This is a genomic window from Paenibacillus septentrionalis, from assembly GCF_042659865.1.
Classification (GTDB): domain Bacteria; phylum Bacillota; class Bacilli; order Paenibacillales; family Paenibacillaceae; genus Pristimantibacillus; species Pristimantibacillus septentrionalis.
The window spans coordinates 42,012-62,536 of sequence record NZ_JBHSTE010000001.1; the positions used below are offsets into that span (position 1 = coordinate 42,012).

20 protein-coding genes are annotated in these 20,525 nt (G+C 43.7%); 4 read left to right on the forward strand and 16 right to left on the reverse strand.

Going from position 1 to position 20,525, the window contains the following annotated elements:
- Positions 1 to 64: 64 nt before the first annotated feature.
- The 6 genes from ACFP56_RS00205 to ACFP56_RS00230 all read right to left on the reverse strand — a co-directional run bounded on the left by ACFP56_RS00205 (position 65) and on the right by ACFP56_RS00230 (position 4,695).
- Positions 65 to 331 carry a metal-sensitive transcriptional regulator gene (locus ACFP56_RS00205; RefSeq protein WP_379229809.1) on the reverse strand — a complete coding sequence of 89 codons (267 nt, stop codon included), beginning with the start codon at positions 329 to 331 and terminating at the stop codon, positions 65 to 67.
- 380 nt (positions 332 to 711) lie between these two features.
- Complete coding sequence (gene rpmG, locus ACFP56_RS00210; RefSeq protein WP_379229811.1) at positions 712 to 861, reverse strand: 50S ribosomal protein L33; 150 nt, start codon at positions 859 to 861, stop codon at positions 712 to 714.
- Positions 862 to 884: 23 nt separating this feature from the next.
- Positions 885 to 2,102 carry a GTP-binding protein gene (locus tag ACFP56_RS00215; RefSeq protein WP_379229813.1) on the reverse strand — a complete coding sequence of 406 codons (1,218 nt, stop codon included), beginning with the start codon at positions 2,100 to 2,102 and terminating at the stop codon, positions 885 to 887.
- A 138-nt stretch (positions 2,103 to 2,240) separates the two neighbouring features.
- On the reverse strand, positions 2,241 to 3,011 hold the full coding sequence (locus tag ACFP56_RS00220; RefSeq protein ID WP_379229816.1) for a class I SAM-dependent methyltransferase: 771 nt from the start codon (positions 3,009 to 3,011) through the stop codon (positions 2,241 to 2,243).
- Positions 3,004 to 3,492 carry a hypothetical protein gene (locus tag ACFP56_RS00225; protein ID WP_379229818.1) on the reverse strand — a complete coding sequence of 163 codons (489 nt, stop codon included), beginning with the start codon at positions 3,490 to 3,492 and terminating at the stop codon, positions 3,004 to 3,006. The genes ACFP56_RS00220 and ACFP56_RS00225 overlap by 8 nt, the downstream gene beginning before the upstream one ends.
- 18 nt (positions 3,493 to 3,510) lie before the next feature.
- Positions 3,511 to 4,695, reverse strand: a complete 1,185-nt coding sequence (locus tag ACFP56_RS00230) for a GTP-binding protein (RefSeq protein WP_379229821.1) — start codon at positions 4,693 to 4,695, stop codon at positions 3,511 to 3,513.
- A 203-nt stretch (positions 4,696 to 4,898) separates the two neighbouring features.
- Here ACFP56_RS00230 and ACFP56_RS00235 point away from each other — a divergent pair, with 203 nt between their 5' ends.
- Both ACFP56_RS00235 and ACFP56_RS00240 read left to right on the forward strand, forming a co-directional pair.
- Complete coding sequence (locus ACFP56_RS00235; RefSeq protein ID WP_379229823.1) at positions 4,899 to 5,372, forward strand: DUF2243 domain-containing protein; 474 nt, start codon at positions 4,899 to 4,901, stop codon at positions 5,370 to 5,372.
- Positions 5,373 to 5,391: 19 nt separating this feature from the next.
- Positions 5,392 to 6,201: a cytochrome c oxidase assembly protein gene (locus ACFP56_RS00240; protein ID WP_379229825.1), complete on the forward strand. Its 810-nt coding sequence runs from the start codon at positions 5,392 to 5,394 to the stop codon at positions 6,199 to 6,201.
- Positions 6,202 to 6,316: 115 nt separating this feature from the next.
- On the opposite strand, the gene ACFP56_RS00245 is transcribed toward ACFP56_RS00240, so the two are convergent.
- The 7 genes from ACFP56_RS00245 to ACFP56_RS00275 all read right to left on the reverse strand — a co-directional run bounded on the left by ACFP56_RS00245 (position 6,317) and on the right by ACFP56_RS00275 (position 14,593).
- On the reverse strand, positions 6,317 to 6,712 hold the full coding sequence (locus tag ACFP56_RS00245; RefSeq protein WP_379229827.1) for a hypothetical protein: 396 nt from the start codon (positions 6,710 to 6,712) through the stop codon (positions 6,317 to 6,319).
- Complete coding sequence (locus tag ACFP56_RS00250; protein WP_379229829.1) at positions 6,691 to 8,103, reverse strand: ATP-binding protein; 1,413 nt, start codon at positions 8,101 to 8,103, stop codon at positions 6,691 to 6,693. The genes ACFP56_RS00245 and ACFP56_RS00250 overlap by 22 nt, the downstream gene beginning before the upstream one ends.
- On the reverse strand, positions 8,100 to 8,771 hold the full coding sequence (locus ACFP56_RS00255; protein ID WP_379229832.1) for a response regulator transcription factor: 672 nt from the start codon (positions 8,769 to 8,771) through the stop codon (positions 8,100 to 8,102). Before ACFP56_RS00255 ends, ACFP56_RS00250 begins: the two co-directional genes overlap by 4 nt.
- A gap of 21 nt (positions 8,772 to 8,792) precedes the next feature.
- Entirely contained in the window at positions 8,793 to 10,910 is a 2,118-nt protein-coding gene (locus ACFP56_RS00260) for an MMPL family transporter (protein ID WP_379229834.1), read from the reverse strand.
- A gap of 274 nt (positions 10,911 to 11,184) precedes the next feature.
- Entirely contained in the window at positions 11,185 to 11,916 is a 732-nt protein-coding gene (locus tag ACFP56_RS00265) for a ZIP family metal transporter (protein WP_379229836.1), read from the reverse strand.
- Positions 11,917 to 12,401: 485 nt separating this feature from the next.
- Complete coding sequence (gene hisA, locus ACFP56_RS00270; protein WP_379229838.1) at positions 12,402 to 13,154, reverse strand: phosphoribosylformimino-5-aminoimidazole carboxamide ribotide isomerase; 753 nt, start codon at positions 13,152 to 13,154, stop codon at positions 12,402 to 12,404.
- Positions 13,155 to 13,174: 20 nt separating this feature from the next.
- Positions 13,175 to 14,593, reverse strand: coding sequence for an MDR family MFS transporter (locus tag ACFP56_RS00275; RefSeq protein WP_379229840.1), 1,419 nt, complete (start codon positions 14,591 to 14,593; stop codon positions 13,175 to 13,177).
- Between the two features lie 92 nt (positions 14,594 to 14,685).
- On the opposite strand from ACFP56_RS00275, the gene ACFP56_RS00280 reads away from it, so the two are divergent.
- Positions 14,686 to 15,321, forward strand: a complete 636-nt coding sequence (locus ACFP56_RS00280) for a DedA family protein (RefSeq protein WP_379229842.1) — start codon at positions 14,686 to 14,688, stop codon at positions 15,319 to 15,321.
- Positions 15,322 to 15,378: 57 nt separating this feature from the next.
- Here ACFP56_RS00280 and ACFP56_RS00285 read toward each other — a convergent pair whose 3' ends face one another.
- A complete protein-coding gene (locus ACFP56_RS00285; protein WP_379229845.1) occupies positions 15,379 to 15,645 on the reverse strand; it encodes a hypothetical protein in 267 nt (88 codons plus the stop codon).
- 207 nt (positions 15,646 to 15,852) lie between these two features.
- Here ACFP56_RS00285 and ACFP56_RS00290 point away from each other — a divergent pair, with 207 nt between their 5' ends.
- Positions 15,853 to 17,262 carry a hypothetical protein gene (locus tag ACFP56_RS00290; protein WP_379229847.1) on the forward strand — a complete coding sequence of 470 codons (1,410 nt, stop codon included), beginning with the start codon at positions 15,853 to 15,855 and terminating at the stop codon, positions 17,260 to 17,262.
- 212 nt (positions 17,263 to 17,474) lie between these two features.
- Here the strand turns inward: ACFP56_RS00290 and ACFP56_RS00295 are convergent, their stop codons facing one another.
- Positions 17,475 to 18,146, reverse strand: coding sequence for a hypothetical protein (locus ACFP56_RS00295; protein ID WP_379229850.1), 672 nt, complete (start codon positions 18,144 to 18,146; stop codon positions 17,475 to 17,477).
- A gap of 169 nt (positions 18,147 to 18,315) precedes the next feature.
- Positions 18,316 to 20,511: an MMPL family transporter gene (locus tag ACFP56_RS00300; protein ID WP_379229853.1), complete on the reverse strand. Its 2,196-nt coding sequence runs from the start codon at positions 20,509 to 20,511 to the stop codon at positions 18,316 to 18,318.
- Between the last annotated feature and the right edge of the window lie 14 nt (positions 20,512 to 20,525).

Genomic DNA, 20,525 nt, shown 5'->3' on the forward strand with positions numbered 1-20,525 from the left:
CTCACCGGCTATATATGAACGTTTAACAGCTGAACACTCACTGGATCACCTTTATAATAGGACATTATCTGCTTTTAATTAAGAGCTCAATTGCTTCTGCTACGACTTTTCCTGTATCGTTACCTGCTTCTTTCTCTTCTACAATACATTTTTCCAAATTAACAGCAACGACATAAGCAATAGCCTTATCGACTGCACTTCGAACAGCTGAAAGCTGACTTACAACATCCTTACAGTTTTTGTCTTCTTCCATCATCTTTAGAACCCCGCGTACCTGACCTTCAACACGCTTTAGTCTGCGTTTTACATTATCATCATATTGAATAGACATCGTCTTAACGCCTCCATATTTTATACATGTAGCTATAGTATAGCATATATTGTTGATATCATACTAATACTCCTATGTGTATATTACTAACTACACTTGGTCAATCAAGAGCTTCTTGTGATAGCGAACTAAACTCCCGGATCTCGGCGCAGTAAAATATAACCGAAACATATATAAAAATAATGGCATTAAGCCTATAACATGCTCCATAACGTGTTTATGATCTTAATATGCATGTTCTAATTAAGGTTAATTATGACGTTTCATTATGAAATTAATTAAAAAAAAGCTACTCATGTTGAAACTCGTCTCCTATTGAAACAAAAATCAACAATCGAAGATCAAGTTATTTATGAGTAGCGCTTGTTAATTTGCTCGTCTTAACGAGTTTCACGATGAATCGTGTACTTTTTAAGGCGTGGCGAATACTTCCTGAATTCCAGTCTTTCTGGATTAGTTCGTTTGTTCTTCGTTGTCGTGTAATTGCGATCGCCGCATTCCGTACATGCCAATGTAATAGTAACTCGCATTGATTTTCCTCCTTTCTTACTAATTATTGAAATTGCTCTTCCAGCTGAACCTCGGATTGATTCGGAAATTCATCGGTAAAGCTACTCCAGTCGAGGTTCAATTCTTCATCAGTAAGTAAGCACTGATCTAATTCCTCTTCAATTGCAGCACGATCCATCTCAATACCGATAAATACGATTTTGTTCACTCGATCACCGAATGTGTCATTCCAATTCTCAGCAATTTCTGGATCTGTCTGCAGCAGATCCAGACGCTCCGCCTCTGGCAGAGCAGCAGCCCATTGTCCTGCAGGCCCGAACTGAATGGAAGGTCCTGCCTGACTAATGCTTTGCGCCATATCGTTACGTGTAGCGAGCCACACAATGCCTTTCGCACGAACAATTTCTTCAGGCCATTCACTCATCCAGTTCATTAAGCGTTCAGGATGGAACGGTTTCACACGCTCATAAACAAATGATGCTATGCCGTATTCTTCAGTTTCCGGTACATGATGACCCTTCTCCATCTCTTGCATCCAACCAGCTGAGCGGCTTGCTTCCTCAAAGTCAAACAGCCCCGTGTTCAAAATATCAGCAGGATTCACTTCGCCACGTGTAGCACGAATAAACTTTGCACGAGGCTGCAGCGTTCGAAGCACCTTTTCCAGCTCCTCGAGCTCCTGCTCTCCAACCAGATCACATTTGTTCAGAATCAGTACGTCACAAAACTCAATTTGATCGATCAGCAGGTCAACAACTTCTCTCGTATCGTCTTCACCAACTTCTTGCTTACGATCCATCAACGTCTCGCCAGAGGCGAAATCATTCCAGAAACGATAAGCATCCACAACAGTAACCATACAATCAAGTCTACAAAACTTTGTTAGATCAATTCCCTGCTCTTCGTCAATATACGAGAAGGTCTGTGCAACGGGAACAGGCTCACCAACGCCAGTTGATTCGATTAAGATGTAATCGAAACGGTTCTCCATCGCTAATCTTTCTACCTCTCGGAGCAGATCCTCCCTGAGCGTACAGCAGATGCAGCCATTAGACATCTCGACGAGCTTTTCATCCGTTCGACTTAAACCTCCGCCGCCTTGAATGAGGTCAGCATCAATATTAACCTCACTTAGATCATTGACGATAACAGCAACCTTCAAACCTGACCGATTGTTCAACACATGATTCAATATCGTTGTTTTTCCAGCACCCAAATACCCACTAAGGACTGTAACGGGTAGTTTTTTTTCTTCAATCATTCCATAACACCTCGGGTTCATTAAATAATATAAGTACAGATAATCAAAAGCCGTACTATTCACTTCATATAAGTAATCATTACGATTATTAATCGTAACAGTTACGAATATAATTGTCAATCCGTATTTGTTCGCTCTTCAAAAAGCAAATGCAATTGGATGCGAGTGTAATAAACATGATCCAAAACTACGCCTGTAAGCTGTAATTTCAACTTTTTCACATGTTAACAGCACCTTGCTTATCCGTGCTAACCTTGCCTGATCTTGTTGCTCTATTGATCGAATGTTTGAGAAGCCTGCTGCCGACAAATCCGCAGCCACCTCATCGAACAGCGAGCTTTGAGCTTTCATGCATCTAACGCGGACCGTTCCTTGACGTTTTATCATTCCATGACGACTAGGCACGCGCTTTTGGTTCGTTTGCTTTAGTGCATAGGGTGCAAGATTTCTGGCGATCCAGTCGCCATCCCATAGCGTAATGCTGCCTCCAGGCTTCAAAACGCGCAGCCATTCCTCAAAAACAATCTGCCGATTCGTTATATATTGAAGGAGATTGCGACTCACTATAGCATCGAAAACACGATCAGCAAAAGGAAGCTTCTCAGCTCTACCGATCACAAATCTAGCATCAAGCCCTTTAGCAACTGTCTTTTCAGCTGCCAGTCGCACCATTTCTTCCGAAAAATCCAGCCCTGTTACACAATGCCCCAGCTCAGCTATTGGAATAGCGAGAAAGCCTGTGCCAGTTCCAATATCTAGCACCTCTAGCTCTGCTTGCTCACCTAATATCGACTGCAAACTTTGTCTCCATAAATGCGATTGCCCTGGTTCATTCATTAATCCGTCGATCCGATTCGAGTACGATATTGCTCTTTTGTTCCAGCTCTCCTCATATAACCATTCATTCATGGGGAGCTTCCATCGATTCTAATTCCTTCATAACTTTCGCACAACGCTCTATCAGAAAGCAAAAAGAGCGGTTATGTCCAATATAAAAGGAGGACAAATCGTACCGATTTCGTTTAGGCTCGAATGTAACGAGCAACCGATGCTTCATTCTCGTCATGGCATAGTTGATGAATGCTGTTGCTTTTTCAGTCTTCTGAAATGTAATGTACGCATATAGGGAGTGCTCTTCAGGCTCATCCAGCAGACTAACGCCAGCGCATGAATACTCCGTTTGGATTCCCATTTGTTTGAGCAGCATAAGAGCTTTCAGAAGCTCCGCATCGATCTCGGCTCCCCCGAATAATACAGTCTGTTTTGCACGCTTACGAGTCTTTGGAGCAGCGACCCATCTGGACAGCTCCTCATCTCTTCGGCGCCAACGTTCCTGACTATGCTCGCTAACTACAACTTCCGTATCTACAGTTTCATTTATATAGCCCATTTCACACGCTCCTTAAGGCTAAAACGTGGGCAGCGGATCTGAAAGCTCCCGCCAATTCCCTTGCATCTCCTCAGGTGTCAGTAATGCTTCATCCAAGGACTGTACGATGCTGTCCTTATTTAGATCAACACCTATAAAGACTAGCTTCGTTACGCGATCGCCCCATACATCATCCCAATCAGGAGACTTAGGAAATTCCTCACCGAAATAAGCACGTCTCTCATCATCCGTTAACGACGCTACCCATAGACCTGCCGGAGCCAGCTGTCGTGACACACCTGCCTGACTAAATGAGATCGCATGCTTATTACGCGTAGCAAGCCAAAGTATCCCTTTAGATCGAACGACTGGCTTTGGCCATTTTGCCATCCACTTTAGAAGTCGCTCAGGGTGAAACGGAACTTTCCGTGTGTACACGAATGATGAGATACCGTATTCCTCCGTTTCAGGTGTATGATGCTCCTTCTGCAGCTCTTGGATCCAACCTGCAGACTGGCTTGCTCGCTCAAAATCAAATAAGCCTGTATTTAGAATCTCTTTAGGGTTAATCTTCCCATGCTTGGCACGAATCATTTTTGCACGTGGCTGCAAGCCTCTTAGCGCCTTCTCAAGCTTATCGAGCTCCTCCTCGCTTACCATGTCGCATTTGTTGATGATTAGCACATCGCAAAATTCAACCTGGTCGGTAAGCAGGTGCACGACGTTTCTCGTATCTCCCTCACCAGCCTCCTGATTACGCTGCAGCAGTGAGTCCTTAGAGTTGAAATCCCGCCAAAAATGGTAGGCATCTATCACTGTAACCATACAATCCAAGCGAGTCAGCTTAGACAAATCGATATTCTGGTCTTCGTCGACGTAAGTAAAGGTTTGTGCAACAGGCAGAGGTTCGCCAATCCCTGTTGATTCAATCAAAATGTAATCGAATCGTCCCTCCTGAGCTAATCGTTCAACTTCTTGCAGTAGATCGTCACGCAGCGTACAGCAGATACACCCATTTGACATCTCAACCAGCTTTTCTTCCGTTCGACTAAGGCCTCCACCATCGCGCACCAAGTCGGCGTCTATATTTACTTCACTTAGATCGTTAACAATAACTGCAACCTTAAGCCCATCGCGATTGTTCAATACATGGTTCAATACCGTCGTTTTTCCAGCTCCCAAGTATCCGCTTAGCACGGTAACAGGGATTTTATTATCCGACATGTTCAATTCCTCCTATAACTTTGACTTTAATCGTAATTGTTACGATTAAATGATTGTAAGTCCTACCACTCACATTTGTCAACATACGGAGTTAAATGATACAGAGTGTGCTTATCCAAATGTGATTGTTACATGTACTAGCGTTTAATTGGGTTTATTGAAGGAAACACTCATGATACTTAGACCTTTTAAAGGAGACGGACATGACTGCAACAGATCGTACAACTCGACCTAGCAAGGGCGCTTCATCTCGCAACTTATGGTCTGGCGCACTATTTGGCATTGGTTTAGCAGCCTTTGTCGATGAAGCGGTTTTTCATCAGCTTCTACGATGGCATCATTTTTATGACAAATCCACAACGGATATTGGCTTGATTTCGGATGGGATTTTCCATGCCTTTAGTTGGTTTGCAACGATTGCAAGCTTATTTCTTCTAGCTGATCTTCATAGACGTCGAATATTTTGGATGAGGCGATGGTATGCTGGCCTGTTAATCGGTGCAGGAGGATTTCAATTGTATGACGGAACGATTCAGCATAAGCTCATGAGGCTCCACCAAATACGATATGTAGAAAACGTAGTAATTTACGATGTAATTTGGAATGTTATTGCGCTTATCATGCTCTTAATTGGAATCTATCTTGCTGTTTACAAAAAAGCTCAACACCAATCATGAAGGGAAATTTCTTAGATACATGGACACGACAGTTGTAGAAGGAACACATCATCACCCTACGATTGACTCTATGCCACAGCTGCTTTTTTTGCTGCCATGTGTGCTAGCGATGATCTTGTACATTGCCGCGGTCATTGCTTCGAATAAACGATACAAACCATGGCCTCGATATCGGATCATATGCTGGACTTTAGGCGTTTTTTTCGCTGCTAGTTCTGTTACAGGTCCTCTGGCTGCACGTGCGCACCTAGATTTCACCTCGCATATGCTGGGCCACTTGTTTTTAGGGATGCTTGCGCCGCTACTCTTCGCACTATCTGCACCCATAACGCTATTGATGCGAACGTTAAACACAAGGCTAGCTAGAACATTATCCAAGCTTCTGCGAAGCAGTCCAATACGAGTACTTTCAAATCCAGTTACAGCTGCCTTGCTTAATGTCGGTGGATTGTGGGTTTTATACACAACGGACCTATACAGACTCATGCATGAGTACGTTCTATTATATGTGCTCGTTCATGTTCATCTGTTTTTAGCTGGGTATTTGTTTACCGTGTCGATGATCTATTTTGACCCAGCACCACACCGAACATCTTTCTTGTATCGTTCCATCGTATTCATTGCTGCATTGGCTGGACATGGCGTACTTTCCAAATTCATCTATGCGCACCCGCCTTCAGGCGTTCCAGACCATCAGGCAGAGCTGGGTGGTATGCTGATGTATTACGGAGGAGATATCATTGAAGCTGCCATTGTGTTTTTACTATGTTTACAATGGTTTAAGGCTACTCGTCCCAAGATTAAGCCTATTTATAGATCAATTCATTAAACAATAAAAAACAAAGGAACAAGTAGCCTTGGTTATGATAGTGTTCATCAACAACCAGTTAAAGCTACCGATTCCTTTGTTTCGTTAACTACAACCTAATGATTCATACATGCTCTTAAGCTTGAGCTTTTTCCGTACAAAATGTAATGATCGCAAACAATAGAAAAGCTAGCAGAAGAAGCGAGCCGCCTACAATAAACAATACCATCACGAACGTGTCGTTTAATTGGAACGGATTCAAATTGTACATCCACATCCCAAAGGTTAAACCAAGCGACCCTAAAATAGCCAGCCAGCCATGAAGCGTAACAAGCTTTTTATATTTCACTTTGTAATTCTTGTAAAATATCCCCCATGCAAAGACTGACAACCAGCCTACTAATAAAATGTGAGCGTGAATCGGTCGTAAGGAATAATCCATCTCACCTGACATCTTAGATCCAATATAAGTACCGATGATCCCGAATAACGCAGCGTATCGAATTAAAATTAAACTCCATTTTTGTTCCATGCTTCATTCAGTCCTTCCTTCATTAAAGTAATAGTAAAGGTCGTTCCTTTACCAAGCTCGCTATCCAGCGATAGGGTTCCATTTAACAGAGACACAATTTCCTTTACAATTGATAGACCAAGCCCCGTTCCATCCTTCTTTCGGGTTGTATCTACTCGGTAGAATCGGTCAAAAACCTGACTGGCAGACTCTTCGGACAAGCCAATTCCAGTATCCTCAAATGTCACGATGATTTTGTCCTTTTCATTGCTGCATGTAATGGAAATTTGTCCGTTAGGCTGATTGTACTTAATCGCATTTGTAATTAAGTTGTCCCACACGATCGCGAGCAGCTCGCGGTCAGAGAGCAGCACAGCCTCCTCCAGCTCATAAGATATCGTTAAGTTTCGGTCCTGTACGCTCCATAGATGTTTCTTTATCACTTCTTTGATTTGCTGATCCAGCCTGATCCGACTCAATTTCACCGGGTAACCGGACTGGTCCAACGATGTAATAAGCAGCAGCTGCTTCGTTAGATTGGACAATCTTTTCGCTTCATCGCTCACGATACCAGCATACAGCTTCCGTTCGCTCTCATCGAGCTTTGAACTATGAAGCAGGTCGGCATATCCTTGTATGTTCATTAAAGGCGATTGGAAATCGTGAGATACATTGCTGATAAATGCCTTTCTTGCGATGTCATTGTGCTGCAGCTGCTGCTGCATCATGATAAAGTTTTCAGCCAGTTGTCCAAGCTCATCCTTGCGATCTATGCCCAGCGAATACGTAAAATCATCGTTCGTTATCGCTTTAGTTGCTTCAGACAGTTCAGAAATAGGCTGTATCAGTCGTTTCGTCATTTTAATTACACCCAATAAACTAACTAACGCAATGGCTACAATAAACACGGCCAGGATCATATGAATATCTGAAAAAAGCATCTTGCTGTCCGGTTTGACAAATAATGCATAGTGCTGATCGCCGATCTTCAGCGGCAGACCTATCGTGTTGCGGATATCATTAGAAAAATGCCCCATCATCCAGATCTGATCCAGCATTCCTTCTTTACCCATATACGCATTGCCGCTTAACACTTGATCTTTTATGTGTTGCGGGAGACTGCTATGCTCAAATGGCTCTCCAAAATAGAATTGCTCACCAGAATGATTTGTTAAATAAAGCTGATATCCCAATTGTGAAATTGACTCTAGAAATGGTTGAAACGTATCACTGTATGGATGAAGCTGCTCTAGGTTGAGAACGATCTGCTCTGCAACCTCCACATTTTTAATGGTGATCTTCTCTTTCGTAAACACGACATATACGACATTCGCCAGTACAAAACCAATTAACAAGCTTACTCCTAAAATAAGCAGTGTCGCCGATATAAACTCCCGGTATAATGTTCTCATTCTACAGCCTCTAGTTTGTAACCGATGCCACGTATCGTATGGATTTCCACTGTAGCCTGATATCGTTTCAGACGATCGCGAATTCGGTTCATATGCGTATTTAATGTCATTTCATGCCCCTGTTGAAATTCTCCCCACGTTTGCTCAATCAGAAATGATCGCGTTGTAACCTTATTAGCTCTGGTCGCGAGCATTACGAGCAATTCAAACTCTTTAAGAGGGAATAATATCGTCTTATCGTTAATAATAACTTCATAATCGTTTCGATTAATTTTAACGTTTCCGATTTTCAAGACGTCTTCCATCGATCGTCCGTAGCGTCGTAATACAACCGCAACTCGAAACAGCAATTCTTTTGGCTCAAATGGCTTCACTAGATAATCCTCGGAGCCTGAGTTAAACCCTTGCTCCTTGTCAGATAGTTGTCCCTTTGCTGTTAACAAAATAACAGGAACGTCCAGCTCTTTCGTCAATATTTTAGTCAAGGAGAAGCCATCCATCCCAGGCATCATAACATCTACAATAGCCAAATTAACCTCGGATTCCTCGAGCAGCTCCAGCGCTTGCAGTCCGTTCTGCGCTTGTAGCACCTCATAGCCTTCCCGCATGAGATGTATCGTTACAAGCTGCAAAATATCACGATCATCGTCCACGACTAAAATTCTCATAATTCCTCCCAGTTCAAGTTATTACCCCTGGGTAACTGTACGATCCTTCTTCTTTTCGAAAAATAAGATTAAGGACGGCAGCAGTAAGCCTCTCACCAGGAATGTATCAATTAATATGCCAACTGCAACGATAAATCCGAAAACAAACAGATCGGCTATCGGCATTGTAGTCAGTGCGGCAAACGTTGCAGCAAGGATCACACCTGCTGATGAAATGACTCCTCCTGTATTGCGAATTGCCACCTCAAGCGCATCCTTTACGTTCAATGTTTTTCTCTCCTCGAGGAAGCGAGACACCATTATAATATTGTAGTCAATGCCTAGTGCTACGAGGAAGATAAACGCATATACAGGTACACGAGTGCTTATGGCGTCATATCCGAACAACACATCAACTAAGAAAATCCCTAGACCAAGAGCAGATACGTATGAGATTAGTATTGTAGCGATCATATACATCGCCATTTTGATGGAGCGCGTCATAGCGATCAGCAGTACAAGAATAAGCACCGTTTCCAAGATCACGACCGTAACAATATCACGATTGTTTACGGACCGTTCATCAACTAATTTGGCTGTCACACCACCATAATACAGATCGCCTGTTATCGACAATTCGTTAAGGAGGGAATCAGATTGTGTTTGCAATTGCTCCATAAAATCGATTGCCTCAGTTGAATATGGATTCATCGTTAATGCTGCGCTCAATTTTACTGCTTTTGTATCTTCTGTAATGCCAGATAATCGCACAGAATTGATCTCATCATAGCTTTCCAGCTTCATCACAATCTGCTCAATCTGTTCATCAGTTATCGCAGGATTAGACTCCACTAAAATGCTTGATGGCGCCAGCTCGCCTTTGTTATATTTCGATTCGACGATTTCATATCCTACACGTGAAGGCAAGTCTTTCGGAAATTTTTTTACAGTGTCAAATTCATATGTGAGATTAAACACATTTAGTGCCGTAATGAACATGAATACAGCTACAACACTGCCACACAGCATGGGTTTGTTCACTACAAATTTGGCAATAGCTCCCCAGATGCCATGCTTCACTTCTTTATCATGACCGAATTTCGGTACTCTCGGCCAAAATGCCTTCCTTCCAAATAATGCAAATAACGCAGGGACAAGCGTAATGGAAGCAAGAATAATTACAAAGATCGCCATGCCAAACACTGGCGCAAAGTTTTGATAATCACGAAAATCTGTAAAGAATAAAATAAGCATAGCCGCAAGCACCGTACCTCCTGCAAAAAATACAGGCTCTCCAGTCGCGCGCATGGCGTACTTCATCGCGGTATATTTGCTCTCATATTTGTTCAATTCCTCGCGATAACGTGAGAATACAAACAACGAGTAATCGATTACGGCTGCAAACAGCAAGATGCTCATAATGGAAGTCGTTGAGTTATTGATTTCAAGTCCAAACGATCCCATCAAGGCTATCGATTGGTTTGCCACTTGATACACGATAATCGTTGCAAGCAGTGGAATAAAAGCAAGCAATGGTGAACGGTAGATGACTATCAATAAGATTAGAATGATCACAATCGTAGCAAGCAACAATACCACATCAGCTTGCTCAAATAACTTGACCGTATCCCCTGCAATCCCAGCCGGTCCTGTAATATAAAAATCCGTACTCATATTCTTGGCAGTCTCATTGCCGATCTTAGACGCCTCGTCATTAATATCTGCGTAATCACTGTTGCCAAGCCCTGCCTCCAGATTCATCGGAACGATCATCGTTGAAAGATCCTCTGACACGAAGCCGGCAATGGCTTGTGGTGGCAATGCGGCAATATCAACAATGGTGTTGACACCTGAAATATTGGCATTTCTAATGCTCTCCAATATTTGCTTAACCTCATCCTGATTCACTTCTCCAGATGGATTGTGAAATACAAGGATACCCGGTGTTCCTTGATCATTAGGAAACAGCTGCTCCATTTTGTTCTCTGCAATAATGGATTGCGCTTCATTCGGTAGAGATTGGAAGTTCGTTACTTTATAATCGTTTAACCGTGGTCCAGCGCTAAGGCCAATCATAACGATTAGCCAAACTAGAATAGTAATCCACATCCCTCTCTTGGTTGACACCCAATCTGTGATGGGATTTAATAGCTTCCTCAACGTAATTACCCCCTCTTATATTGTCCAGCTTACTTTATCACAGCAATATAAATTAAATATAAACTTGCAGGGTAGGGAGAGCTTCACAGATTTATACAACCTCTTGAAGGGAGAAAGGGAGAACCTTTATTAACACTCAATCGATCAAAACAGAACATATGTTCCGCGCTTACTGTTTTAACAATTGCATCTTTTGGGAATTTAGTTTACATAATTATATTTATGTATGTTTTCAAAATAAAAGCGATCAACTAAGCTTGATCGCCAAAATTTTCTATCCGAAGAAATAGCTGATATAGATCATTAAAATTAACCCGATGATAAAGGAATAGGTCGCTGGGCGTTCGAAGCCATGACCGTGGGTTTCAGGTATTAATTCCTTATATACGATAAAAAGCATGGCGCCAGCTGCAAAGGATAATCCAAAGCCGATTAACCATGAAATATATGAAGCTGCAAAATAACCGATTATAGCTGAAATTACTTCAACTAAGCCTGTTACTGTGACAATAAGAATCGCTCGCAGCTTACTTACGCTTGATTGAATAAGAAATACAGCCAGTATTAGACCTTCAGGTATGTTTTGCGCTCCAATGGCGATTGCAATCATCGGTCCTAGTCCGTCATTGACACTCGCGTAGCTGAATCCGGTACTTAACCCTTCAGGAATGTTGTGAATGATGAGCGCGATAATCACGAGCAATGACTTGGTGTCAAATTGCTTCACACTTTTATAGCGTTCAACATCAATATGTGGTACATTTTTTTCGATCATATCCAGCACTATAATCCCAACTAATAATCCAATCGTTAGAATCCACAACGATGATTCTTCAAGTGCCTGAGGGATTAGACCGAAGGTAGTAGCACTAACCATGATGCCCGCAGTAAATGCAACTAAAATATCCTTCCACTTTTCAGACAGCTTCTTAACAAATAATAATGGCAAAGCGCCAAGCACCGTGGCCATCGCTGAGATAAAACTACCGATTAATGCACTTACCATCACATCTGCTCCTTCAACAAGATTTCCTCCATTGCTGCTTATTGCTTCGCAAAGGATTAGACACTGTTAGCATACTTATTTATTTTACTATGTTTAGCCGATTCTACATAGGTTTTCAATGGAAAACCTATTAGTTACGATCAGTTTATAATTAAATATGCATAGGCACAATATCATTATTATGCACAATCCATGCAAGAAGTCCCTCATTATTATAAAATTCCCCTTCGATTTTCTTCTAAGAATCCTCCCCTCCATCTTCTATGCGTCTTAAACGAAGGCAACCAAATTTATCGTTTTGTACCAATCAGTATACGAATTATATAGTTACTCGCTTCATCTTTCCTACAAAATCTATAGCCCTCAATTAGTTTACATAACAGTTATTATGTTTGTTTAATGACATTAAACATCTCGAAATTATACTCTATCAGTTTCCCTATTCAACAAAAAAACCGACTGCTGCTGCAATCGGTCTTGAATCATTATTGATACTGCTCAAATGCTTTTAGCGCTTCTTCATACGGCAACGACCCGCCAAATATTGAAAGCGCGCTGCCAATTGTAAGCCCCAGCTTGCCTTCGCTCAGCGTATAGAATAACGCTATATCCTCCAGTGATCTCGCTCCTCCAGCATACGTTGTTGGAATCGTTGTCCAAGCAGCCAGATCACGTACTAAGCTTTGCTGAATCCCCGACTGCTTGCCCTCAACGTCGACAGCATGTACAAGCAGCTCATCACAATATTGCTCCAGCATTGCAATGTTTTCCGCGTTTACTTCAAAATCACTGAACAGCTTCCACTGATTGGTCACGACATACCAGCGACCGTCACGGGATTTGCAGCTCAAGTCAATAACAAGACGTTCTTTGCCAACCTTATCCACGATCGCATGCAGATGATCCCAATTCAGCTTGCCATCCTTGAAAATGTAAGAGGTGACGATCACATGTGACGCACCAGCCTCCAAATATTCCGTCGCATTATTAGCGGTAATTCCGCCTCCCACTTGCAAGCCGCCTGGATAAGCGGAAAGTGCCTCCTTGGCAGCCGCTTCATTATTCGGCCCCAGCATAATGACATGACCGCCCTTCAAGCCATCGCGCTTGAACAGTTCAGCATAATAACTTGATGTATGCTCAGAGACAAAATTCTCAACTAACCCGTTATCCAGTGTTTCTCCTACAATTTGCTTCACTTTACCGTCGTGAAGGTCTATACAAGGTCTAAATTCCAATTCACTCTCTCCTATTCTCCTCATTTTTGCTTGCTTGCTATCGCTGCCTTGCCTTCATAAGAAGACTGATCTTGAGTCCATGTTACCCACATCATATATACGCTTAGCAGAATAGATAAACCAGCAATCATCATAAATATGACATGAAGGCTTTCATTCAAGTTCGCTGCATAATTCGGATTTTCTGTATCACTATATAAGAACAAACCGAAGATAACAAGCCCTACTGCTTGTCCCAATGTGCGGAACAATTGTACTGCCGACATGCCAGCGCCTCTAATACGCTCGGACGCAACCGTAGTCGAGAGAATCATTAACGCCGTTAACAATATTCCGAATGAAAAACCAGAGCACGCGATAAACAGCATAACAATCGGGTACGACGTATATTGTGTAACAATTGACACTCCGATGCTGCCTGCACATAAAAATACGCTGCCTAGCGCAATCATTCGCTTCACGCCATACTTCACCGTCAGATTTCCCGCTACAATCGATCCAAGCGGCCATAGAATCGATAACGGAATCATAATGCTTCCCGACACCGTTGCTGATACATGGTTGACATGCTGCATCCATAACGGAATATAAAAGATGATCGAAACATTGATGACACTAATAACAAATCCAGTAATTAATATAAACAAAAACTGACGATTCGTGAAAATCTCAAGCGGCATAAAGGCTTCCTTAGCTCGCTTCTCCACGCCGCGAAACACAATAAGCAGCACGATACCAGCAGCCATCACAATGCCGTACACGATACGCATCGATGGGCCCGCTTCAGTCTCAACCCATTGATTCAAGCCGAACAACAGCAGCAAAATGCCTAGCGAGAATGTAAATATGCCTGGATAATCGATACTGATTTGCTTTCGCTCCGTTTGATTCGGCATATAAATATTGAGCAGCAGCAGCGCAATAAATGCAAAAGGCACATTTAGATAGAAAATAGAACGCCAGGAGACGTAATCAACGAGCATTCCGCCAACTAGCGGTCCAAGGATACCAGCAACACCCCAGATGCTGGATACCCAGCCCTGCACTTTTGAACGCGTCTCCAGCTCGAACAAATCCGTAATAATAATCATCGGAAGCGTCAATAGCGCTGCACCGCCGAACCCTTGAATGGCACGAAACACAATTAATGATTCCATGCTCCAGGCAATTCCAGAGGCTGCAGAGCCAACCAGGAAGACAATGGTTCCCAGAATAATCATCCGTTTTCTACCATACAAATCAGAAAGCTTGCCAAAAAGCGGCGTTGCGATCACCATCGCTAGCAAATAGATAGAGTTTACCCAACTTAATAAATGCGCGCCTTTTAGCTCTGACGTTATGATCGGCATAGCCGTTGACACAATCGTTCCCTCTATCGCTGCTAAAAACGTTGCCACATAGAGTGCTATGACAACTTTAAATCTACCATCCTTAAACATGGACGTTCTTCCCTTCATAAGTAAATGAAACATTTCATTGCTTGTTTACGTATTATACTTAATGTCTAAAAAATCAAATTAGGAGAATGATTGTGGGTTACGATCTTTTACTTGACATCATCGAGTATTTCGGACCGCTCGCACTTTTTTTAGTGCTCTGTCTAGGACTTATTGGACTCCCCATTCCTAACGAAGCAGTAGCACTCACTGGCGGCGCATTAGCGGAGAGTGGAATGCTAGATGAAGCTCTAGCCTATATCATGCTATCGCTTGGCATCTGTTCCGCTATGACATTTAACTACAGTCTAGGCAGATTTACAAGCAGCAAATTCAGCCGCCGCTTTGCAGACAAGCAAAAGCTGGGTACATTTATAGACAAATCCGAGCAATTAATTAATAAATACGGCGTTTATGCAATACCCATTAGCGTGTTTTTTCCGTTTTTACGCCACGCAACACCATACATAATGGGTGTCAACCGGTTGAAGTATGCTCGTTTTGCGCTTATCGGCTTTCCCGCGGCTATGGTTTGGACAGCTGTCTATTTTACGCTCGGTCATTTTGTTGGGGACAACATGCCTGAAATCATCAGCACCATCAATCGTTATGAAACCGTCTTTTACATTATTTTAGCCGTTGCAGTCTTGGCTGCTGGCTTGATACTGTACCGTAAGCTTCGTGCCAAACGAATCGACAAACAATCGATTAATCATCACCATGATATGTAATAGGTAATGGGCCGTATCACTTTCCTTGATACGGCCCATCTTAATGCCAGCTTGATGCTATTCCTCCAATGCTGCCAGACCAGCTTCAATCAGCCGTTCGAACAGTTCATCATTCTCTTCTATCTCATCCTCGACCTCAAGCAACTGCTCCTCATTGCCTGAGCCTTCTAAGAAAAACAGACCATAGCCCCAGTCTGATCCTCTTTTACTATGTAACGTGATCTCGTACGCTTGCTGATGTCCTTCAACTTCAAAATGCACAGCTCCTACATAGCCGTCTTCTTTTGATTTTGTCATTTTTGCATGGTTGATCATTACGTTCATTGTAGCTTCCTCCCGTTTTTACCCAAATGAAGCATCATAAAGTAACATAGCATGTCTATTCTACGAATGCAAGATAGGCTAATAAAACGTTCCCATTGTCGCATAATGGATCGCCCCTGTATTAACGCCTGGTCGCGCCCATGCATACACTATGCATATACCTACTCCAAGGTGCAGTTCACACTATGCGAAAGAAGGTCGAACGCTATGGTCTTCGAATTAACTGCCATTCATATTGTGTATTTATGCTTCGTGATTGCCATTATTGGATTTATGATTGCTCGCAAGGATACAACCATCATTTGTATCGCTGCGATTATTACGCTTGGAGCTTTGGCTACTTTAACGTTAGAGGGATCGATTAGCGGCGTATTCAACAGCTTTATCTATGCGATTAAGGAGCTGCTGGGCACAATCCTGATCATTTCCATTATCGTTGCGCTTAGTCGCATATTAATTCGAACAGGCATCAATGAAATAATGGTCGCTCCCTTTACTGTATTTATGAAAACGCCCGCACTGGCATTTTGGGGAATCGGCATCATCATGATGACCGTATCCTGGTTTTTCTGGCCATCACCTGCAGTAGCCCTTATCGGTGCGGTACTGCTTCCAGTCGCAACACGCGTCGGATTGCCTGCTTTAGGAGCAGCAGTTGCGATGAATTTATTTGGTCACGGTATAGCTCTGTCCAGCGATTACATTATTCAGGGTGCTCCCAAGCTTACCGCAGACGCAGCTGGCTTGCCAGTAAGCGATGTGATGCAAGCTAGCGTGCCACTCGTCATTACAATGGGCCTCGTGACGACCATTAGCGCCTATTGGCTAATGCGTCGTGATATGAAGCGCGGCACCTGGCAGGATGGGCTTGTCGAGACGAACGATAATCAGGTTAATCGTCAAGCTGAAGATGAACAGGACCATCTAAGTCTTCCAGCCAAGCGGCTGCTTGCGATTATCGTCCCTCTATGCTTTGCACTAGATGTCGTAGCGATGTTTCTGCTTAATTTGCAAGGCGGGGATGCAACAGCACTCGTCGGCGGTACCGCCGTATTGCTTATGGTTATCATTACGATGCTTTCACATCGCAGCGCTGGACTGGAGAAAGCAACACAGTATTTAATTGACGGGTTTCTTTTCGGCTTTAAGGTATTTGGCCCTGTTATACCGATAGCGGCATTTTTCTACTTGGGCGACAGTGGATTTTTCGCATTGTTCGGCGAAAAGCTGCCTGAGCTATCCACGGGGATTGTTAACGATCTTGGTCTCGCATTAGCGCACTATGTACCGGTAAATGAGGTCGTTTCAGGCATTACCCTCACAGTCGTTGGTGCCATTACAGGTCTGGACGGTTCTGGATTCTCTGGCATCTCGCTCGTTGGATCGATTGCTCTTCTATTCGGCAATGCAATTGGCAGCGGTGTTGCTACCTTGACTGCACTTGGTCAAATTGCTGGCATATGGGTCGGCGGTGGAACAATTATTCCTTGGGCGCTTATCCCTGCCGCTGCAATATGCGGCGTAAGCCCGTTTGAGCTGGCAAGACGCAACATCAAGCCTGTTCTGCTCGGGTTAACCGCTACAACGATTGTAGCCATCCTGCTCATTATGTTTTAGCAGGTGATTGTAGTATGATCTGGGAATAACAACCTTTAATCAGGTACAATATAAACTATTCAAATGAGAACAAGCCGCCCAGCAGTCTGGCGGCTTGTTCTCATTTTATCTCGCGCTCAACCTCATGCAGCCCTGACAGCAGCATCGACTACATTACTAACCGCTTACCATCCATCCATAACTTCATCAATCGAGCTGAATGCTCAGGCGCATCACGAGCGTCTTTTACGGCTTACTAGCAGTACGATTGCTCCGACAATTGGCAAAGCACCGATGACGACGAACAAAATAGGCATCCTTGATTGATGAGCGTCCATTTTTTGCTCTAATTCCTCTGCAGTAACGTTCAGCTTAATTTGATCTGGATTAAGCGAGTCCGATTGATTTACTCCCACCGTACTTGCTGGTGCTGAGGGCTCCCCGCTTGTTTCTATCGGCTCATTCGATAACTTTGGAAGCTCTTTCGGCTCTCCAAGTTCTTCAAAAATAGAAGAGTCATCAGACACTTTTGTCGTTGCGCTGCACAAGAACACACGAAGCTTGCCTTCATGCTCATTCGCGAACACCGCATATCGCTCTCCCACCTCAAAGTAATAGCCGCAAGACGCAGAACTGCCTGGAGTCGTCACATGCGTTTCGCGCTGCAATTCACCTTTCCACACTGCATTTACCGTAAGCGTGATATCCAGATTACCATCCGTGTCTTCTTCCTCTGAAACGACAACCGCATCGAAAACATGGCTGCTCTTTTCAAGCTCCTTTTCATAGCTCTCTGGAGGCAAACAGGAGCATGCATAGGCTTTTTCTGCGCCAATAGCCCCTAGTATGGAAAGCAGCATGAAGGAAAGCAATACTGCCGCGATCAGCTTTCTCATCGTTTGCATACTCAACCCCCTTTTCTGTTATCTTATCCTTAAAACGAGAAGAAGGGGCAAAAGGTTACATGCTCAATATTTTCCATTCAAAGCTTCGAATTAGTACGCCCTCAGCTCCTATCAAATTTAATTTGGACGTCGTATACGATTATAATTCCATATCAATTTTACACTTTGGTTATTGCTCACTCCGTTTTTCAGCCTGCAGCTTAAGCTTGCTTGGCCAGAACGCCCAGCGTCCACATACTTGCGTAATAGCGGGCACAAGAAACGGTCTAACGATAAATGTATCAATCAAAACGCCGATCCCTGTAATCACGCCGAATTGAACGAGAATCGTAATAGGCATTTGACATAATACAAAAAACGTTCCCGCCAAAATTAATCCCGCGCTGCTAATGACCGCGCCTGTCTCTCCTACGCCCTCTCGAATAGCCTGCTTAAGCGGCATATGCTTTGCCTTTTTCCATATCCCTGAAATCATAAAGATATTGTAGTCCTCGCCGAGCGCAATAAGAAATACGAACGCATATAGCGGAATTGCCGCTTGAATCGCATCATAGCCAAGTCCAACATGCAATATGATCCATCCTAGCCCAAGCGAGGCCGCAAACGAAATCAATACCGTTACGACCAGATAGATCGTAGCAATGATGGAACGCAGGTACACAAGCAGCAGCAGAACAATCAATACGACAACAGTTGGCATAATGATCACATTGTCGCGTATCGTGAGCTGCTGTGTATCATATTGCTCAGAGGTTTGACCAGCGATCCAGTACGAGCTATCGCCTGCTATGCTATCCAGCTGCTGCTGCAACGTGCCGATATAATCCATTGCCTCAAGGGAATACGGATCGATCTCAAGCACAATCTTAAAGCTGCTGTAGCTTGCATCAATCGCGCTAACGGTTGCTTCCGTCACATGATCGACAAGCGCATCGTCCTTAACGAGCTCAATCGTGCTTTGCAGCGCTGCTTCATCCAGTCCCTTCGTAATGACCGTAAGCGGAGCAAGCTCTCCTTGGCTGTAAGCCTCTCCTATCAGCTTGAATCCTTCGCGAGATTCCATATCCGCCGGGAAGGAGGAGAGGAGATCGTACTTATACTGTGTTTGCGTTGCAAATGCACCAAGAGTAAGCAACACAATCATACTCGTAACAATAACCGTCCATGGCTTTTCTGTTACGAAGCCGCCAATTTTTTTCCACAGCTTGTGCGCTTCCTGGCGAGGCTTCACTGGTCGGTTCAATCTTGCCGCGCGTTCACGCTCCATCTCCTCGGTTCGAGGCACGAACGGATAGAAGGAAGCGCGACCAAGTATCGCTAACAACGCTGGAACAAGCGTCAAGCTAGCAAGACCCATAATAAAAATGGACAGTGAAAACGGAATCGCGAACCGATGGCTGGAGCCATACTGCGCAAGCAGCAATGCAAGCAGCGCAATGACAACTGTAAATCCGCTCATTGCAATCGCACCTGATGATCCTTTGAATGCCTGAATAAGCGCTGATCTAGTGCCCCGTTCATGCATAAGCTCATCGCGATAACGCGTAATGAGGAACAAGCAATAATCGGTACCTGCCCCAAATAGCAGCACCGTCATAATACTGATTGATTGCGAATCAATCGAGATCCACCCTTGAGCTGCCATCCAGCCTAGTATTGGACTTGTGACCAGATAAGCAAATCCAACGCCAATTAATGGTATAATAGCAAGTAAGGGCGAACGATAAATCATCAACAGCAATAACAGCACGAGCAGTACGGTTGCAATCAACAGAATGATATCCGCATCCAGAAACAGATCCGTTGCATCAACTGCAATTCCGACTGGTCCCGTAAAGCGAGCCGTCAAGCCGTCACCAATATCAGCAGCGAATATATCGCTGCCCGTGTGCTCTTGCAGCCAGCCCTTAATAAAGCTTAAATTCTCTTTCAGCACATCTGTTTCCGTTTCCTGTGCGAAGGCAATTGGAACCAGGATGGTGCTGCCATCCTCCGAGATAATGCTCTGCAGTGCTACTGGAGGCATAAGGTGAAGCGGAATTACCGATTCCTGTGCTGGAAGCGTCTGATTCGTCAGCTGCTCCGTTAGTGCTTGAATCGCTTGCAGATCGGTATCCGTTAGTCCACCTTCCCGCTGCAACACAAGTAATGCAGGAACGCCTGAGGAATCAGGGAAATATTGCTGCAGCATATGATCAGCTGCAATGGATGGAGAAGCATCAGGAAGATTTTCTGCATTGTTTTGTACATTTTCATTAGCGCTTGGCAAGGCGAAGGTTAGTAGCATCGCTAGTGCAATCCATACGGCTAGCGTAACCCATCTGCTTATCTTTCCAGTAAAGACAGCAGCCAATCGTTGAAGCATGTAAACTCCTCCAT

Excerpts from the sequence above, each read along its gene's own strand:
- ACFP56_RS00205 (WP_379229809.1), bottom strand. The coding sequence starts at position 331 with ATGTCTATTCAATATGATGATAATGTAAAACGCAGACTAAAGCGTGTT.
- rpmG (WP_379229811.1), bottom strand. The coding sequence starts at position 861 with ATGCGAGTTACTATTACATTGGCATGTACGGAATGCGGCGATCGCAAT.
- ACFP56_RS00215 (WP_379229813.1), bottom strand. The coding sequence starts at position 2,102 with ATGATTGAAGAAAAAAAACTACCCGTTACAGTCCTTAGTGGGTATTTG.
- ACFP56_RS00220 (WP_379229816.1), bottom strand. The coding sequence starts at position 3,011 with ATGAATGAATGGTTATATGAGGAGAGCTGGAACAAAAGAGCAATATCG.
- ACFP56_RS00225 (WP_379229818.1), bottom strand. The coding sequence starts at position 3,492 with ATGGGCTATATAAATGAAACTGTAGATACGGAAGTTGTAGTTAGCGAG.
- ACFP56_RS00230 (WP_379229821.1), bottom strand. The coding sequence starts at position 4,695 with ATGTCGGATAATAAAATCCCTGTTACCGTGCTAAGCGGATACTTGGGA.
- ACFP56_RS00235 (WP_379229823.1), top strand. The coding sequence starts at position 4,899 with ATGACTGCAACAGATCGTACAACTCGACCTAGCAAGGGCGCTTCATCT.
- ACFP56_RS00240 (WP_379229825.1), top strand. The coding sequence starts at position 5,392 with ATGGACACGACAGTTGTAGAAGGAACACATCATCACCCTACGATTGAC.
- ACFP56_RS00245 (WP_379229827.1), bottom strand. The coding sequence starts at position 6,712 with ATGGAACAAAAATGGAGTTTAATTTTAATTCGATACGCTGCGTTATTC.
- ACFP56_RS00250 (WP_379229829.1), bottom strand. The coding sequence starts at position 8,103 with ATGAGAACATTATACCGGGAGTTTATATCGGCGACACTGCTTATTTTA.
- ACFP56_RS00255 (WP_379229832.1), bottom strand. The coding sequence starts at position 8,771 with ATGAGAATTTTAGTCGTGGACGATGATCGTGATATTTTGCAGCTTGTA.
- ACFP56_RS00265 (WP_379229836.1), bottom strand. The coding sequence starts at position 11,916 with ATGGTAAGTGCATTAATCGGTAGTTTTATCTCAGCGATGGCCACGGTG.
- ACFP56_RS00275 (WP_379229840.1), bottom strand. The coding sequence starts at position 14,593 with ATGTTTAAGGATGGTAGATTTAAAGTTGTCATAGCACTCTATGTGGCA.
- ACFP56_RS00285 (WP_379229845.1), bottom strand. The coding sequence starts at position 15,645 with ATGAACGTAATGATCAACCATGCAAAAATGACAAAATCAAAAGAAGAC.
- ACFP56_RS00290 (WP_379229847.1), top strand. The coding sequence starts at position 15,853 with ATGGTCTTCGAATTAACTGCCATTCATATTGTGTATTTATGCTTCGTG.
- ACFP56_RS00295 (WP_379229850.1), bottom strand. The coding sequence starts at position 18,146 with ATGCAAACGATGAGAAAGCTGATCGCGGCAGTATTGCTTTCCTTCATG.
- ACFP56_RS00300 (WP_379229853.1), bottom strand. The coding sequence starts at position 20,511 with ATGCTTCAACGATTGGCTGCTGTCTTTACTGGAAAGATAAGCAGATGG.